Origin of the sequence: Paenibacillus pedocola, from assembly GCF_031599675.1 — a bacterium.
GTDB classification, from domain to species: domain Bacteria; phylum Bacillota; class Bacilli; order Paenibacillales; family Paenibacillaceae; genus Paenibacillus_AQ; species Paenibacillus_AQ pedocola.
Genome location: NZ_CP134223.1, coordinates 298,629 through 317,029, shown reverse-complemented (window position 1 = coordinate 317,029; position 18,401 = coordinate 298,629). Strand labels below are relative to the sequence as shown.

Here is an 18,401-nt window from a genome sequence, read left to right as displayed (position 1 = left end):
GAGCTGGCTCCAAGGGTTGAACCTTGGAGCACAGCTCCTTTGCTGTGTTCAGAGAGAGTCCGGCATGCTTAGTCTGATCGTTGATTCAGACCAGCCGGTTAGCCCAGGCTATTCATAACTCCGCTGCCGGACCGGGACGCAGCCGCAACGAGAAGGCCTCGCCGGATTCAGCGCGGTCACACACCCGAAGTATACCTTCATCGGTTACCTCCACCCGCGGGCCTTCGCTGTCCCCAGCCTCCAAGGCAGCGAGCGAGAACACAAATGCCGCCTGCCGCAGACTGGTGAAATCAATGCTGCAGCGCGGGCCGGAATACAGAATCATATCCAGATTGAGGCTGTCTCCAGTCTGGTCCGGCTGCCAGCTCAGGCTCCGCCCGGAGTCCGGCTGTCCGGTGAATACCGCAAACCATGTCGTCAGACAGAAGACGGACTCCCCGATCCGGAATTTGGCTCCCTCTTCCGTGGGCTCTGCCGTGATGCCGCCGGTATGACCGCCAATCTCCAGCCGCAGCCGGAAATCCGCAGCAGTGATTGCCCCGCTGATCCGGTCAAGATTAGGATGGGTGTCCCCGCCGTCCGTCAGAAAATCAATTCCGAACAGCAAATCCCCCTGATCCTGTTTGGTTTTAATCCGGGCAGAGCAATAATCATAGCCGTCATGCAGGCAGTGCAGCCGGATATAGGCCGGAGCGCCGTTATTATTCACATAGGCCAGCAGCGGCCGTCTCTGATTCCATAAATCACTGTTCGTAAAGGAACCCATGCTGAACTGCGGCGTCATATAAGTAACCGCCCATTTGCCGCTGCCGTCATCGGCATTCCCCTCATAGAGCTGTCTCACCTCTTTGGTTGCCGGTACCTTGAAGCAGTCCAGATAATCAGGCGGGCAATAAAAGCCGCTGCCGTACCATTCCTCCTCATAAGGAAGCTCATCCCATGGAAAAAACATCACTTCACCCCTGGTCGCCATTTGCAGGAACGCCTTGCTCTGCTCAGTCAGCAGTGTCTCGTAGGAGCGGGAGTGCGGGCCGGACCACTGCGCAGTCACAGGATGATAATATCCGGCTACTGTTTTCCAGGTCAGCTTAATCAGCTCATTGCACAGCTCCTTCACGGTACTGTCCGCAGACTCACTCCGCAGCTTCGACAGCTCCAGAATGGCGATATAGGTATAAACGGGACTGTTGAACTCCTGAAAGGCCCCGCGCTCCATGGTATACGCATAGAGTTTTTTCAAGCGTTCCAGCCCATAGACTGCATAATCCTCCCGGCCGAGCTGCTCTCCGGCAATTCTGGTGACAAAGGCCCCCAGAATTGCAATATTGGTATAATCGGGTCCGACATTCCGCTTGATAATGGCCTCACAGGCATAGTCCACCGAACGGATCGTTGCCTCGCGCAGCTCCTGCGGAAAACGGTGCCCATGACGCGCCAGAGCCTGAATCAGCCGGCTGCCGCAGAAATCGGCCCAGTTCCAGTCCGGCGGTGCCATCATAGCCAGCGGCTCTTCATAGAACCAGGACCAGATGCCAAAGGTGGCGCGGCTCCGGTCCGTATCCTGCAGTGAAATCACCTGTGCGATGATGCCGAAGGCCCGCTGCCCCCACTCGGCAAGCTCTGTATCGAGCAGCCCCAGTGCATAGGACAACGAATCCCGCGTGGAATGGATAAAATCGGCTTGCTTCAAGGTAGTATGGTACCCCGGGCTGCTGAACGGTGAGCGCAGCATGGCAAGCTCCGGATTATAGCGGGCTTCCAGCCCCCGCATTTTGCGGATCAGCATTTCGCGCTGGTCAATGTCTTCTCTGGTATAACCTGCCGCGTTATTCACGCTTATCTCCTGCCTTTCTGACCGTGTTAACCTTCGGTTGTCCGTTTAGACTCAGGCTCAGCGTCTGCGCCAGCAACTGCATTACCAGCCCCTGCCCGTACAGTGCCGGATAGACCGCAATTTCATTATAGGCCTCAGCCGAAGGCATCACCGGGGTTCCGGCCGATACCCCCTTCACTTCTCCGTCATCCGTGATGAGCGGAAGAATAGCACCGAGAGCCTGCTCCGCGCTGGCCAGATGAGAGGGGTCCAGCATGCCGCTCTGTACACCCCGGATGAATCCGCAGGCGATGCCGGCACTGCCCGAAGTTTCCTTATAATATTCCGGCCTGTCCAGGACGGTATGCCATAATCCGTCCTCCGCCTGGCAGGACCGCAGGCCAGCGGCAAGCCTGTCATACCGGCTGTACAGCTCGGAGGGGATCTCGGTCAGCTCCTTAATCTCTGCCACAATCTGCGGAACGGCAAGCGTAATCCAGGCGTTGGCCCGCGCCCAGCGGACAGCCGACATATGGTTCCCCTGCAGGGAGTTCCAGCCGTGGAACAGCAGCCCTGTCTGCTCATCCTGGAGCAGCCGCAGGTGCAGCAGCGTCTGCTCCAGCGTAGCCTCCGCGATTCTGCGATCTCCGGTCAGCCCGGCCTGCCGCGCCAGGAACAGCACGGCCATGTAGACCGTATCGGCCCACACCTGCTCCGGGAACTTGGCCGCTTCGGTGACGGTATGCTCCAGCGCCCCCTCCCGGGTTCTCGGCGCCGTCTCCAGCATCCAGCCGGCAATTTCACCGGCTTTCTCCAGAAACCAGCTATTCTGTGTCCGCCGGTACAGCCCGGGAAAAACCGCATAAGGAGCCATGGAATTAATCACCCTGATGCCTTCGGCCTGCTGCTTATTCCGCTCTACCCACTCCAGCACATAATCGACGGCCTTGTCCCGGCCCGCAGCCTGGCCGTAATCCAGGATGGAAATGATCCCAACCCCCGGCACCCAGTCCCAGTGGCCGATGTCCATTCCCCAGTTGCCGCTGTGCCGATCAGCGGTCATATACGCAAATAACCGCTCCAATATAGGATCCAGCATAAGCTTAGTCTCGGACATGCTGCAGCCCCCTTGGACTCATATAATCTTCCTCAGGATCGGCATCAACAGGTGAATGTCCCAGGAACGGAGCTTCTCCGAACAGGGCTTTGACCGTGAACTCTACCGTTTCCTCGTGCAGCGAATAGGCATTTACGAGCGTGTCAAGGAACGGCATATCCCGAAGCAGAAACGGCGTGGCAAAAGATACCCCGATCGGACGGATCGTCTCCGCATGCTGCAGCGCCCAGATGGCTTTGGCCGCTTCGCCCACCGGACGGGCCGAGTTCATCATGCCATGCAGCGGCATAAAATAAGGCACAAAGGCCGCATCCCAGCGGATTCCGGATTGTTCCCATTTCTGCAGCGTATTCAGCGGCTCGAATTCATCGAGAATATCCACCTGCAGCCCCCTTGCCTGGAGCTGATCAACGAACAGCCCCATCCGCTCAAAGACCCGTCCCTGCGTTACTTTGTTCAGCATGATGACCAGCACCCTGCGGGTCGTCTGCGGATCCAGCGGCAGGATATCTGCCCGGTTGCGGACAAGCGTGATACATTTCTCCGCAAGCTGTCTGCTCAGCTCTCTTGCTTGCCGGTCCTGCTCCGGCTTCAATTTATCATTCAGCAGCGGGACAGCGAGGGGGTCGCGTCCCTGTGCATCCAAATGCTGGAGGCTCAGTTCTGCCTTCATGGCCAGAATCCGCCGCACACTGGCATCCAGCCGTTCCATCGTTACCGTACCTTGAACCAGCGCCTTTTCCATGGTTTCAAAATACCTTACGCCCGGCCACAGCAGCACATCCGTCCCGCTGTTCAGGCAGTCCACCATCCGCTGCTCATAATCCCCCCAGGCCAGGAATCCGCCCATATCCAGCGCGTCGGAAAGCACCACGCCTTCAAAGCCCATCCGCCCACGCAGCAAATCCGTAGTAATCCGCCGCGAGACGGTTGCCGGAACCGGCTTCCGGCCCTGGGCTGCGGCCCCTTCCATCCAAGGAAGTGCAATATGCCCCGTCATATACGACATAAGCCCTTGATCAATCAAATGCTGTGAGACCTTGCCATAGGTGGACCACCACTCCTCCTCCGGCAGGCTGTTGACCGTGGTAATGATATGCTGATCCCGGTAATCTACACCGTCCCCCGGAAAATGCTTGGCGCAAGCGGCGATTCCATAATCCTGCATCCCCCGCACCACAGCCGCGGACAAACGCAGAGCGCGCCCCGGCTCATCGCCCAGACAGCGGGTCGTGATCACCGGATTCATCCAGTTCAGCAGCAGATCCGTCCCCGGCGCCAGCGCCCAGGTGAACCCGGCCGCCCGGCCCTCGATCGCCGTATATTTGCCGTATTCGTAAGCCAGCGCTTCATCATCAGCTGCAGCGAGCGCAAGCAGCGGCGGGAACGCCGTCAGGCTTTTAACCGCTGAACCCGCGCCGAATTCCAGATCGCCGGAGAACAGCAGCGGGAATTTGCTAACCCTCTGCAGCAGCTCTACCCATTCCCGGTATTCCCCCGCTTTGCCCGCAGCCTTCTGGATCACCTCTCCGCCGATAAAAAAGCTGCCTACCGGATATTTCTCCAGGTACGCTCTGACTTCATTCTCATCTGTGGCCTTGAACGGCAGCCGGCCGGCATGGTCCTGCATCGTCTGCCCGATCTTCTCCCGCACACTCATGGATTGTAGTGTATGCTCCACCCAATCCTGCTCATCCTTCGTTAACGGCCTCCGCATGATCCCGATTCCTCCCGGTCATTTCTACTCCAAGTGTAACCAATACCGCCAGGCCTCTAAATAAAGGCAGCTATGAAATAAGTTCAAAATTCTATAATGGTATAAGCTGAATTTTAGATTTACCTAACCGGCATAATACGCGGGCTGCAGGGAATGTTTGGACTTCCGGCCGCTGTTGTCTTCCGATTTCCTGATTATAACCGCTGTTAGCGGTAGAAATCCGAACCTAGCTTATGCTTCCGATGCGAGCTTTCCTACGGAAAGCTTTCAGGCGGACGCTACCGCTCCTACAGTTCCAAACTTCCCCTCCGCCGCTTTCGCCTCTAGAAAGCCTTAAATTCAGCTTATGTAGCGGCAACCCCCCCTCCCGTAACTTGCAAAACGGGAGGCGGGGATTGCCGGTTCAAGCACCACTGTCTGATAACTACTCTTTAATCTCCACAGTCCGATTACGCTGTCTAATCCATGCTCCCTGACTCCTCTCCACGGTCAGGGCAGGCTAATATGAAGCGTCTCAGATAATTTATTGTTCTCCTTGTTCATTTCCTCGTAGCGCCAGATATCATTGACGAAGAATTGGACCGTGAAATCGCCGATCGCCGGGACCGTCCAGCGCGGTGTTCCCTGGGCGCTGCTGTTTGCGGTCAGCGTGATCTCTTCCCCCGGCTGGATGATGCTGTTGTTCGTATCCGACCAGGAGACAACCCCGCCATTGACGGAGAAGGCGCCGCCCGTAATCTGGCCAAGCCCGGTGGAAGCATTCAGCGGAGTCGGACGCACGCCGATATTTTTGACCTTGGCCCAGAAGATTAAGGAGTCCCCCAGCTGAGGTGTCGTATGGCTGGACGGCGTACCGTCGCTGTTCACGATATTCCAGCCGATGTCCGTAATGGTCAGGTCCGGGCCCGGAACAGGCAGCGTGGCTTCATACCCCTCGAACTGGAAGCTGCTGACCATAACTGTTCCCTCACGCGCAATGATCTCAATCCGGTGCAGCCCGTAATCCAGTCCGGTCAGCTCGTAGACAACCTTATTGTCGCCCTCAAGACCGGCCTGCGGAATAACCACGGTTCCCTTCAGCTCCCCATCCACATAGACATCCGCGCTGCCCATATCGCTCTTGATGTCCGATTTCCAGCGCACGCCGATGCCGTTAAAATTAAGCACCGCCGTGGCATCCGGCGAATAGGTCACGTGAGTCACTCCGTTCGGAGCCGGCTCAAAGCCGCTATAGTCGATATAAGCATTGTCATGCGCTACCGTATACCATGCTGACACCGGAACAAAGGCTCCCTCCTCCAGCCTGAAATAATCGAGATTTGCCCCGTTTCCGCCGGAAGTAAAAGTAATCGTGTTATACCCCGGCTGAAGTGTGATGCCATACTGTCGGGCTGTAATATTGCTGGTCCAGCTTCCAGTGGTCGGCAGCGAAATGGTGGAGAGCTTTTGCCCGTTGACATATATATTCTTCTTCGAATCCTGATTGGAAGTGTATGCAACAGTTAAGGTATAACTGCCGCCGGAGGCCGAATAAAAGCCCTGGATCGAAATCGGACCGCCATGGGTTTGCTCCACAACCTTTTTGCCGGAAGCGAGGTTGTTGGTGCCGATTCTTAACGGCAGGGCAAACGCAGCAGCCTCCGCCTCGAATTTCGTAGGGTCCCCCGCCACATGCGGTGTAATAGGCATAGCCAGAGTAGTCGCCGATACGTCAGGCGTTAAGGCAGACACGTTGCCCGATTCATCCACTGCCTGCACCCTGTAGCTGTATGCTGTTTCCGGGGCAACGCTGTAGTCATCGAAAAACGTAAGCTGTCCCGGCACGGTCATCACCGGCTCTGTTCCTCCGTCCCGGAATACGCGGTATCCGGTCACCTTATCATTGTCGGTTGAAGCGTTCCAGCTCACTCTGATCTGTTCATGGCTTACAGCCGCCGCAGCAGCGCCGGTTGGAATAGTAGGGGCGGTCGTCTCCAGTTCATCCAGGATATACTGCACCGTTTCGCCGGCCCCCAGAGTCACGTTAAGGGTGAGATATGGAGTTGCCGTGAGCTGCACGGTAGAATGTGCAGCAGCATAGCTGTTGCCTGCCCCGAACACTTCACCGGTGTAGGTTCCGCTGGCCGGCATCGTCACCTTCACCCGCATCGTTAACGGCTCCTTCTCGAAGTTGACGAAGTTCAGCAGGATTTTATCCGCCGATGCTCCAATGGTTGAGGTGCCGAGCGCCGAGGTATCAACTGCGCGGAAATAGGCTTTTTTGCCGGTTAAGGCAAAGGTATTCACCACCTTGTAGCTGAGCGGGCTTCCATGGGTCGCATACGCTGCAGCCAATCTGCGGAAGGTCTTCAGCCTTGTCTCTCCCCCCTCATTCTGATTGGCTGGCACGGCCACCGTATCTTCAAACCGGTGAGTATTCCAGTTGATGCCTGAGCCGAACAATCCAAATTCCGTACCGTCATTGAAGAAGGCTGCATGCTGCATAATATGGTCCGCATAGCCGATGTCGCCGCGTATCTCCCGGTCAAAGGCAGCGGCAAACCTGTAAGCATATGTGCCGTATTTGGTGTTGTCGGAGTGATTGTCATTGGCGCCGGTCTCGCTCATCGCCATCTCTTTGCCAAAGCCCTCATCCGATTGATTATAAACGCGCAGATTCTCATAAAGGCTGGCGCCAGGCAGCGGCTGCACGCCTGTACCGCCATAGCTGTGCCCGTTAGTCACATCGGACAGCTCTTCAATCTCCCGGCGCTGCTCCGCATCCCGTTCCCAGCCGTCGGGTGTCCCGTTATATGGCCAATACGCCCAGCCCGGGGCCACAATCTTAAGGTAAGGCTGGCTGTTACTCTGCCGCTGCTCATTCATCAGCTCATGGGTTGCCACCACAGCCTGCTGGGCCCAGCCGAACAGTCCCGGCTCATTACCCGTCTCGGCATACTGATACAGGTCGCCGAATTTGCTGACAAAACCAGCATAATAGCTTCTCAGAGCCGCTGGTATCGTACCGCCCGCCAGCTCCGTGTTGCTCTTCCAGTTGCCGCCGATAATATTCACCATCGGCTCCAGATTAAGATCACGCAGCGCCGTCAGATAATTGCGCCCCTGCGGGTCCCAGCCGCTGCTTGTGTCCGACCAGAAGGAGGCCCGCATCCAGTTGCCGCTATAGGCAATGCCCATCCATTTGGTCATCGGGGCCAGATGGCGGATCGCATGCTCATCATATTTGAAGGTGGACGCGGCCAAGGTGCTGCCCAGATGGATATACCGGCCATGAACCGGCTCAAGCGCCGGCGCATTCAGCGCATCCAGCCTGAAATAATCCCATTCGAACCATAGATATTGGTCTCCGGTATACCCGGGGGCCTGCGGGTCCGCGTAAAGACCGCGGTCTACAGCCAGTGTAAGCACATTCTTGCCGATATGAAGCTGTTCCTTGGGAATATAGAGCTTGTAGGTTTGCTTCCAGGTGTTCACTAAAGCGGTTTCACCATTGTTCAAACCGGTAATTTGAATCAGCCCGCTCATCAGGCCGTTGGAGAATACTGCCAGCTGGGGGATAGCTGTGCTTGCATCAATGACCTTGAAGCTGAATTGAATCCCATTTACAGGAACCTGCGCCAGCTGGTACGTTAGCTTCATTGTACCGTTGGCATCAGCCTTCATTCCTTTGGAGATCGTGCTCCACCTTGCGGGAGGTACGGGGAGAGTGAGCTTTTCGCTAAATGCTTTTTCATATACGGATCCATATACGTTTTCATATACACTACTGTATACATTGCTGTATACGTTGTTATAATCGGCAAATTCAGACGAGCTGTTATTCTGGTTACCAACCTGCCACAACAAGCTCATTGGCGGCTCGTAAGTAGCGCTGGTTACCGTTTCCGGGTTTGAGACCTGCTCCACCGGCTCTGCATCTGGCTGTACTTCCAGCACAGCCGCGGCAGCGGTTGAGGCAGCTTTTACCCCTGGTCCGCCTGGCGCAATAAACGTGGTCATAACCAATAACAGGATAAGCAGTTTCGCTGTACTTTTATGAATTCGCACATTAACACCCTCTTCTCTAAATAAGATTAGGGCACCCCAAGTGCTGGCTCTGCGAATATGAATACCCGGTAACCGGGCAAGCGGCTAAATTCACGACGCTTGCCGGAGACCGGGTCTGCTACTGCTTCAGTTTCTTATTTGGCGGCCAGAAATGCATCCATTTGCGTTTGAATCTCGGTGATTACCGCATCCAGTCCGGCAGCTTTCAGCTTGCTGTTCATTTCCTTCAGGATCGGTTCAGGATCTTTTTCCCCGGAGTACAGGGTGTTCTTATACTGCTTCGTAATATTGATCAGCGCCCCGATCTGCGACTGCACCTTCGTGGAATCAAAGACAAAGCCGATGACCGGTGAGGTTTTGGAGTTGGCATTCCAGTCTTTGTACAGCTGCACCCGTCTTGGATCCTCATCCTTATTCAGGTAGTTGAGCAGCACATTCCCGATCATCCAGGAAGAGACGGAATTGTAGCCGCTGTCCGGAATGAACTCTACAGTGTTCGCATCCAGCTTCTTGTAGTGTTTGCCTTCAATGCCGAAGGTGAGCAGGTTATAGAGTACAGGATCGGTATGAATCAGGTTGATGAACATCATCGCCCGTTCCGGATTCTTGGAGGTTCTGGAAATAGCCAGCATCGAGCCCTGCAGACTCTTCGTGCCTACCTGCACCGGCAGAAGGGTTTTGATTATCATCGGTTTCTCGGCCAGACGTGTCCAGTCGTTGGTGGAGGTCGGATTCATATTACCGTAGACGAACCAGGCTTTGCCGCTTTTTACAGCATCCTTCAGCTCTGTTTTGTCCGTGGCCCCATTCTTATTGATATAGCCGGCTTCGTACCATTTGCGGATCAGCTTCAGCCGTTCCAGGATTTCCGGAGTATCGTATTCGTTGAAGACCTTCATCGTTTTGTAATCCAGCAGGGTCGGAATTTCATTGCTGCCGTCGAGGTCCTCGCTTTCCGGATACGCTGTGAACCAGTTCAGACTGTCTGTATGGTTCATGAACAAGGGGGACATGCCCGGCTCTTTTTCCTTAATGACCTTGAGCATCGGTTCAATATCTTCCAGCTTCGTAATGCTGTTCACATCAAAGCCGTACTTATCGACGATCGCTTTATCAAAGGCAAACCCGACCGACTGGCCCAGTTCTTTTTCCGTTGGAACCGCATACAAATGTCCGTTTACAGTGGCAGCCTGCAGATACGCCGGATTAATCTGTACTTTGGTTTCTTTGGCGTACTTATCCAGCAAATCCTCCAGCGGGGCATACGCGCCCTTCGCGGCATTGGTCATGAAGTTCCACGTATAGACCATATCGAAGACTTCACCGGACTGGATCATCAGATTGACTTTGTCGGCCGGTTTATCCCAGCTCAGCTGGTTGATTTTGATGGTGGCATTGATTTTATCCTTCAAATAAGCATTGATCTCCTGCTCTACGGACGCTACGTCCTTATCCGGCCCGCCGGGCAGATACAGGGACAGTTCCACCTGTTCCAGCTCATTCGTTTTTTCGGTGGGGGCAGCGGTTTCGGTGGCGTTGGCGGCTGGAGCGGCGGTGCTTTTTGCCGTGGCCTCAGGGGCGGCGTTTTTGGTGTTATTCGTATTTCCTCCGCACCCGCTTAACGTAAGTCCGATCATCAAAACAAGTGATAGCATTAGACCCGTGCCTTTTTTAATTGCCATTACTCTTTTCCTCCCTCTTACTTGAAAAATATATGCTAATCGGCGTCAGCCGAGGTTAGCCTTTAATGGAGCCGAGCGTTAGGCCTCTGATGAAATAGCGCTGGAAAAACGGATACGCCAGCACAATCGGACCAATCCCGATCAGGGCCATCGCCATGCGGATCGTCTCCCCCGGAAGTTTGGCCAGCTCGGTGGCCGAGCCCTGGATCAGAGCGCCGTTGCGGCTCAAATAGTCCGCCTGGGAGATCATTTTGTACATCAGGTACTGCAGGGAATAAAGGTCGGTATCGGTGATGAAGATCATGCTGTTGAACCAGTCATTCCAGTAATGCAGAGTGTTGAACAGCCCAATCGTGGCGAAGACCGGCAGGGACAGCGGGAAAACGATCCGGAAAAAGGTTCTCAGCTCGCCGGCCCCGTCAATTTTGGAGGCTTCGATCAGTGCCGGGGGCACGGACATCTGGAAATAGGTTTTCATAATCAGCACATTGAACGGGGAGAGCAGCATCGGAACAATCAGCGCCCAGACCGAGTTTTTGAGATCGAGCACTTGCGTGTACACCATGTACCAGGGCACCAGCCCCCCGCCGAACAGCATCGTGAAAAAGATCAGAAAAGCGAAGATGCCGCGGTATCTGAAGTCCGCCCGGGAAATCGGATAGGCATACAGCGAAGAGATAAATACACTCAGCAGTGTACCGATCACGGTGACAAAAATGGACACCCCGTAGGCTTTTACAATGACGGTGTAATCCTTAAAGATATAGGTATACGCCTCCAGACTGAACTTCTCCGGAAAAAATTGATACCCGTTCAGCACAATCGTATCGTAATCGGTAATGGAGATCATGAAGACCAGTACAATTGGCAGCAGGCAGGTGATCGTCAGGATGATAAATATAAGATGGAGCAGCGTATTCGTGAATTTGGAAATTTCATTATTGGTCACAGCATTTCTCTCCTCCTAATCCTTCTTTTTTTAGAAAACAGCCTGGTCCTTGTCGACCTTGCGCACGATCCAGTTCGAGCCCAGTACCAGGAAAAATCCGACCAATGACTGATATAAACCTGCCGCTGCGGACATGCCGAGGTTGCCCATGTTGATCAGCGCGTTATAGACGTAGGTATCGATGACAAGCGTTGTCGGATACAATGCCCCGGAATTCAGCGTAGTCTGGTAGAACAGCCCGAAGTCGGAGCGGAAAATGCCGCCGATTGCCAGAATGGTCGTGATGATAATGACCGGCCGGATCAGCGGGATCGTGATATGCAGGATCTGCTTCCACTTGCTGGCACCGTCGATCAGAGCGGCCTCATAATACTCGGAATCAATACCGATGATCGCCGCGAGATAAATTACACAGCCATAGCCGACCCCTTTCCAGAGGTTGATCAGCGGCAGAATGAACGGCCAGTACTTCGGCTCGGAATACCAGTTCAGCTCATTGAGCCCGAACAGGGACAGTACGCCTTTATTGATGAAACCGTATTCAACATTGAGAAAAGCGAACACGAGGTAGCTGACAACGACCATGGACAAAAAGTAGGGGAAGAACATGATGCTCTGATAGAATTTAGCAGCCAGCTTATTTCTCAGCTCATTCAGGGCAATCGCGATCGATACCGCTATGACCAGATTGAGAATGATAAACACAAAATTGTACAGCACCGTGTTGCGGGTAATGATCCACGCATCCGAGGTGGCGAACAGGAACCTGAAGTTATCCAGTCCGACCCACGGGCTCCCCAGTATCCCGTCCACGTAGTTGATATTCTTGAAGGCAATGATAATCCCGAACATCGGCAGGTAATTGTTAATGAGCAAAAAGACAACACCCGGCAGCAGCATGAGCAGCAGCACCTTATGCTTCAGCAAATGCTTGAATACGGAGCCTTTCTTGGCGGGGAGCCGCACCGGCTGGCTCTGCACCGTATGGACTGTACTCCTTTTTCCTTGAGTAATCATCACTTACGCCTCCTGATTCCATCATCACTCTCTCTTTTCCATGTCTTAAGTGTAGCCGGAGCAGCAGATTTGCTAAATAAGACCATCTATAATAAAAGTTCGATAATCTATACAGTTTTACATCGGAGTCCCTTCATGCCTGATCCGCATAAAAAGAGCCGCCCACTGTTGTAGATTGTGGACAGCTCTTTGCACATCGAATGCCGGACTACAATTCCCCTTAATTCTTCTCTAAGCTCAGTATCTGCTCCAGACTCTGCCCCTTCAGCGGGTCCTTCGGATCAAACCCCGGATAAATATATTCCTCATGCTTAAAAGAGTACCCTGTTGCCGCGATGTCCAGCATCTGATTCAGCCGGGCAGTTTCGCCGCTCAGCGCTTCACTTAAGCTCTTCTCGCCGGATATAATCTGCAGATACAGCTGCAGCCGCGGGCGGTCGCCTGCATCCCGCGGCTCTATCGACACAGTGCTCGGATCATATTGGTCCATGATCTGCGGCGGGAGCGGATAGATCGAATCGGCCGCCGTCGGATAGAACTCCGTGAAGTGGGCCAGGCCGGGAGCCATGTTTGGCAGATTAAGAATGCCGTCAACAACCGGCAGAGCCAGTGCCTGGTGGAACAGGATCGTCAGGAATTCTTCTGACTGCAGGAAGGTCCAGACCTTAATCGCGGCCTCACGGTCCGCAGCCGCGCTGTTCACAACGAGCGGAGAGTGCGGAATCATCATTAATGCCCCGGCCCCACGTTTGGAGGCCTCCGTCACCGGCGGCATTGCTACCCCCCAGTCATCCTTTGGCATATATTCCTGCAATTTCACATAGTCTTTGCTGGTTACATACATCATGCCGATATTGCCGTCGGCGAACTGACGCAGGGCACTGTTGCGCTTGAGCAGAGTCTCTCCCGGATACAGGCTGCCCTGTGCCTTCATATCCAGGAGCATCTGCAGCCATGGCTTATAACCGTTCAGGTCGTAATAACCGCTCCGGTAATTATACAGATATACTCCGCTGTACGTATTCGACAGCTCCAATCCGGTCTGCAGGCTGTACTGGCTATCGCCGGCAGCAAGCGCGAACCCGTATTTGTTCACCCCGACTCCGGCCTGGCTGATCTTACCGGCAGCCGACTTCATATCGGCAAAGGTCGCCGGCGGTAGCTCCGGATCAAGGCCGGCGATCCGGAACAGCTGCTTGTTGTAGATCAGCCGAACGGTTTCAATGCTGGAGGGCATGAAATAAATCCCGCCCTTGAACAAGGAGCTTTCCGCATAGGCTCTGGCCCAGTCCGGAAATCTGTTCATGTCCCCGGGAGTCAGCGCGGAGGACAGATTAGCCAGGTACCCTTTGTTCACATAAGTAGCCAGCCAGGCATTGTCAACACTGAACACATCCGGCCCTTGTCCTGAGGTCATCAGCATATTCAGCGTATCATCATATACATCCGTAGAGATATTCATAATACTGATCTCAATCCCGTCCGGGTTCGTTTTGTTATATTGGTTAATCGCATTCTTCACTTCCAGATTCTCCGTCCAGTCATAGAGGGCGATCCGGATCTGGGTGTGCGGCTGCACTGCAGGAACAGGCTCGGGAGCGAAATCAACCAACAGCGGCCGGTCATAAGCGATCGCATAGACCACCAGCCCGCAGAGCAACACAGCCATACTAAAGACGAGGATTCGTTTCATTATTACCTCCTGCGTTGACAGCGCGTCTTGGCACACCTTACAATGGATACCAGCTATTGGTTAATATCTGCCAATATTAAATATATTCCAATACTATCCGATAAATGGCAAGTGAAGATTATTCTCCGGGACGGGGGAGGATTGCACTGAAGAAATTATTTGACACTCTGTCTAAAACCCTCTTTCTGTACAATTTCAGCATCCGCAGCCGGCTGATCCTCTATTTCCTGTTCCTGGTCCTGCTTCCTACGACGATTATATCCATCACCGTATATAACAAATCCGCCGATATTATCACCCGAAATGTGAATACATCGATCGAGAATAATCTTAATCTGGTACAGGATAACCTGGATCAGAGATTCACCAGCGCCAATAATTCGATGATCGCCCTCTACCTCAATACCGAATTCGCCGACCTGATCTCCTCTAACCGCCCTACCGACAGCACCGGAATCATTAATGAATTGGCCGCCCTCAATAAAATTCTGGAGAATTTCCCGGCGAACGGAACCTCGGGAAGCAGCTTTGTGCCAATGCTCTACATGCTGAACCGCCCGGAATATACCCAGTATAATTTCTCCAGACGCGTGTTTAATATCGATCAGATCTCGCTGAAGCCCTGGTATCTGGCGATTCCGGCCAAGTCCGACTTCACCGTGGTCGGGCTCAGCTCACTGGATTCAAGATTTACCATTAAGTTCGCCAAGCGCCTGTTCGGTATCCGGCATGCCCAGCTGCCCTTTGCCGGCCTGCTTACTATTGATATTCCGGTGAGCGAATTCAGCACACTGCTGGACCATTACAAGCCTACTCCCGGCAGCCGGATCTATATCGTTGACCAGACAGGGACCATCGCCATTAGCCCTGAGGAGAGCCTGATCGGCCAGAATATCAGCACCCGGGATTATTTCAGCAAAATAAGCCCGGCGGATGCAGCCTCCGGCACCTTTCATTCCTTCCGCCATGTCATCGGCGGCGAGAAGATGCTTGTCTCCTACCAGAATATTCAGGCTACCGGCTGGACGATTCTCTCTTTCTCTCCGGTCAGCGAGCTTAACGGGGAACTGGCCTCCTTCCAGCGGGTCATGTATGTCGTGATCGGCATCTGTATGCTGTTGTCACTGACGATGGCCCTGCTGCTGTCGGAGAATATCTCGGCGCCAATCCGCAAGTTCATCCAGTCGATGTCCCATGCCGAAAGCGGGAACTTCAACATCATCATCCGCTACCGGCGCAAGGACGAATTCTCCTATTTATTCAACCGCTACAACAAGCTGCTGCAGCAGATCAAGGCGCTGATCGACAAGCTGTATGTCACCGAGCTGCGCAAAAAAGAAGCCGAGCTCAAAACGCTCCAGGCTCAGATCAATCCGCATTTTCTCTATAATACGCTGGATTCGATCAACTGGCTGGCGATCAACCATAACGTTCCCGAGATCAGCAGCATGGTGACATCGCTATCGGATTTTTTCAGATACAGCCTGAGTAAAGGACGGAATATCATCCCGCTGCGCGATGAGCTGAAGCAGGTGGAGAGCTATCTCGGTATCCAGCAGTTCCGCTTCCAGGATAAGCTGGAGTACGAATTGGAAGACGTGGACCCCCGCTTGCTTACGGAATGCCTGGTGGTCAAGCTGAGCATCCAGCCGCTGGTGGAGAATGCGATCATTCACGGGATTCAGCAGCGCCGCGGCAAAGGAAAAATCCGTATCCGGGTGACATCCGCACAGGAGGTCCTGTTCGTATCCGTTTTTGACGATGGGGTCGGTGCTGATCCTGAGCGGCTGAACCTGCTGCTGACCGATCAGCAGCCCGGCAACCAGTCGTACGGCATCCGTAATGTGCATACAAGAATCCAGCAGTTTTTCGGGGAGGCTTACGGCATCCGTTATTATACCAATAATGAGGATCAGTCCGGCCTTCTGGCCATGATCCGGTTTCCGGTCGTTACTACATGGAATGAGGTGATCGAAGATGTTGACCATGATCGTAGCGGATGATGAGCCGTTTATCCGGCGCAGCCTGATCCAGGTGTTCAAGTGGCAGGAAGAGTTCGGCATTGAGATTATCGGGGAGGCCTCAGACGGCCAGGAAGCCTATGATTTATGTATGGAGCTTAAGCCGGATATTTTGTTCACCGACATTATGATGCCTTTTCTGAACGGCCTCCAGGTCGCCGAGAAGCTGAAGGATGCAGATTGCCCTACCCGGATTATTGTCATCAGCGGCGCACAGGATTTCGCTTATGCCCAGAATGCCATGAAGGTGAATGCGGAGGGCTATATCCTGAAGCCGGTGAAGCTGGAGGAGATCCGGGAGCTTTTTCGGGAGGTCACTGACCGGATTCACCATGAACGCAACAACCGGCTGAATCTGCAGCATCTGGGTAAGCAGCTGCAGGACAACATGCCGCTAATCCGCGAGAAATTTCTGCAGAATCTGATCTTCGGCTTATACCGGAACGAACAGGAAATATGGGATAAAATCACTTATTTTAACCTGCCGTTCAGGCAAGGCGACACGTTAACGGTAGGCGTGCTGGAGCTTGATGATTACCGGAGCGCTGTCGACAAGTTCTCAGAGGAAGATAAGCAGCTGCTCTACTTTTCCATCCGGAATATTATTGATGAGTGCCTGGCTGCGCACCCCTGTGCAGTTAGCTTCGTAGCCGGCGAGAATGAATTCATTATGATGTTCTGCTCACCGGAGGACCCGGCTGCGGAGCCGCTTACTGGCCTCTGCAACAAGATTATTGGCAGCATCCGGGAATATTTGCGGCTGGACGCCTCCATCGGTATCGGCCGGGCCTCCACCCTGGCTGGACAGCTGGAGGATTCCTACAAGGAGGCCACTGCTGCGCTGGCCCACAAATTTTATACCGGACACGCTACCGTCCTGTACTTCAAAGACATTCAGCCGGATACGGAGACGCTGCAGAGTACATTCTTCTATACATTCCATGCCCGGCTGATGAATGAGCTGAAGGCTGGCCATACGGACAATGTGATGGAGCTGCTGGATACACTGTTCACCAAGCTTGCGGGACCGCGGCTGCAAATCGATTATGTACAGAGCATCTGTGCCGAGATGATTTTCACCTCAGCCCGGACGCTCTATGAGATTGACGAGGATATTGAAGAGGTACTGAGTGACCGGATGACGATTATGGATACGCTATATACCCAGAAGAGCATTGCCGGGCTTAAGGCGTATATGCTGGAGCTTTTTCATGACCTCAGCACTTATGTGGCAGGCAAAAACACTTCCAAAAACAGCCGGGCCATCAGCCGGATCAAAACGATCGTGCAGGAAGGCTACGCCCGGGAGCTCTCCATTACCAAAATTGCCGAAGAGGTCTTCCTGACCCCCAACTATATCAGCCTGATTTTTAAGAAAGAGACCGGCGAGACGATCACCGACTATATCACCAAAATCCGCATGGGCAAGGCCAAGGAGCTGCTGCTGACAACCGATCTTAAAGTGATGGAGATTTCTGAGCGTGTCGGTTATGAGAACCCCCATTATTTTAGTACCGTCTTCAAAAAAACAGTCGGGGTGCATCCGCTCAAATACCGCTCAGGCAAGGATAGCCCCTCTTAGTTCAGCTATTTATAGATATAGGTCCGCACTCCGATCCTGGAGAAGATGGCGTTCTGCCCGTCTTTACCTTCCTTAGGGAGATTACCTCTCATGGCAAGCGTGCTGATATAATCAAAATTCGGGTGGAGCGCCTCATCGGTCAAATAAGCGGATGTCCGGCTGCCCGGCACTCTTTTCCGGTTCAGCGAGGTGATCATTTCCTCTGCGCTTTTGATGCCCAGCCCATGTCCGTAGTAGCGGTCCGGACCCATCATTATTGCGTTCTCCCCCTGCCACTCCGGTAAATCCGGGTCATGGTCGGGATTCCTGAAATAGACCACATCGCCTGGCTGCATCTCAAACTGCTGGAACGTGGTGATCATCTGCAGATTGCTGTCATAATTCCAGTCCCACAGGTACAGGTCGGTGAAATAGCGGTCAAACGCTTCCGCTCCAATCGCACCAATTGTTGCTTTATATAGAATCATCACCATCGCCATTGCACATTCGAAGGCATACAGCGGCCCGTTCTCAAAAATATCATTGACCGCTGCCGACGGGCGTACCCCCGCCTTCAATTCAAATCCGCCGCCCGCCGTACGGTTCCAGTATTTCGGATTGCAGCGGGAGTTCTTAAAATCGGAGAAGTCCGTTCCGCCAACACTCATTGATTTTGCCGCCGCAATGATTCCCGCCCGCATGTTCCGTTCAAAGTCTGAACCGCCGGGTGAGCCGTAGCCAATCCCCATTCTGTCAGCCCCTTTCTTGATTCATTCACAAAATA

General features: G+C 53.8%; 11 protein-coding genes. 2 read left to right on the top strand and 9 right to left on the bottom strand.

The features are described from left to right. Positions 1–112 precede the first annotated feature (112 nt). From QU597_RS01390 to QU597_RS01355, 8 genes are all read right to left on the bottom strand, one after another. Positions 113–1,834, bottom strand: a complete 1,722-nt coding sequence (locus QU597_RS01390; protein WP_310831032.1) for a DUF8769 domain-containing protein — start codon at positions 1,832–1,834, stop codon at positions 113–115. Further along, positions 1,827–2,930 carry a glycoside hydrolase family 88/105 protein gene (locus QU597_RS01385; protein WP_310831031.1) on the bottom strand — a complete coding sequence of 368 codons (1,104 nt, stop codon included), beginning with the start codon at positions 2,928–2,930 and terminating at the stop codon, positions 1,827–1,829. The genes QU597_RS01390 and QU597_RS01385 overlap by 8 nt, the downstream gene beginning before the upstream one ends. Beyond that, positions 2,917–4,647 (bottom strand): glycoside hydrolase family 3 protein, encoded by a 1,731-nt coding sequence (locus tag QU597_RS01380; protein ID WP_310831030.1) that lies wholly within the window; start codon positions 4,645–4,647, stop codon positions 2,917–2,919. The genes QU597_RS01385 and QU597_RS01380 overlap by 14 nt, the downstream gene beginning before the upstream one ends. A gap of 489 nt (positions 4,648–5,136) precedes the next feature. Next, positions 5,137–8,694, bottom strand: a complete 3,558-nt coding sequence (locus tag QU597_RS01375) for a carbohydrate-binding domain-containing protein (protein ID WP_310831029.1) — start codon at positions 8,692–8,694, stop codon at positions 5,137–5,139. Positions 8,695–8,828: 134 nt separating this feature from the next. Then, positions 8,829–10,376 carry an ABC transporter substrate-binding protein gene (locus QU597_RS01370; protein ID WP_310831028.1) on the bottom strand — a complete coding sequence of 516 codons (1,548 nt, stop codon included), beginning with the start codon at positions 10,374–10,376 and terminating at the stop codon, positions 8,829–8,831. Between the two features lie 55 nt (positions 10,377–10,431). Next, the gene (locus tag QU597_RS01365) at positions 10,432–11,325 is read right to left on the bottom strand and encodes a carbohydrate ABC transporter permease (RefSeq protein ID WP_310831027.1); all 894 of its coding nucleotides are present in this window, start codon (positions 11,323–11,325) and stop codon (positions 10,432–10,434) included. Positions 11,326–11,355: 30 nt separating this feature from the next. Further along, positions 11,356–12,342 (bottom strand): ABC transporter permease, encoded by a 987-nt coding sequence (locus QU597_RS01360; RefSeq protein ID WP_310831026.1) that lies wholly within the window; start codon positions 12,340–12,342, stop codon positions 11,356–11,358. A 220-nt stretch (positions 12,343–12,562) separates the two neighbouring features. After that, the gene (locus tag QU597_RS01355) at positions 12,563–14,035 is read right to left on the bottom strand and encodes an ABC transporter substrate-binding protein (RefSeq protein ID WP_310831025.1); all 1,473 of its coding nucleotides are present in this window, start codon (positions 14,033–14,035) and stop codon (positions 12,563–12,565) included. Between the two features lie 104 nt (positions 14,036–14,139). On the opposite strand from QU597_RS01355, the gene QU597_RS01350 reads away from it, so the two are divergent. Further along, positions 14,140–16,038, top strand: a complete 1,899-nt coding sequence (locus QU597_RS01350; RefSeq protein WP_310831024.1) for a sensor histidine kinase — start codon at positions 14,140–14,142, stop codon at positions 16,036–16,038. Beyond that, on the top strand, positions 16,013–17,638 hold the full coding sequence (locus QU597_RS01345; RefSeq protein WP_310831023.1) for a response regulator: 1,626 nt from the start codon (positions 16,013–16,015) through the stop codon (positions 17,636–17,638). The genes QU597_RS01350 and QU597_RS01345 overlap by 26 nt, the downstream gene beginning before the upstream one ends. Before the next feature lie 5 nt (positions 17,639–17,643). Here QU597_RS01345 and tgl read toward each other — a convergent pair whose 3' ends face one another. Then, the gene (gene tgl / locus QU597_RS01340; RefSeq protein ID WP_310831022.1) at positions 17,644–18,366 is read right to left on the bottom strand and encodes a spore coat transglutaminase TGL; all 723 of its coding nucleotides are present in this window, start codon (positions 18,364–18,366) and stop codon (positions 17,644–17,646) included. Positions 18,367–18,401 lie beyond the last annotated feature (35 nt).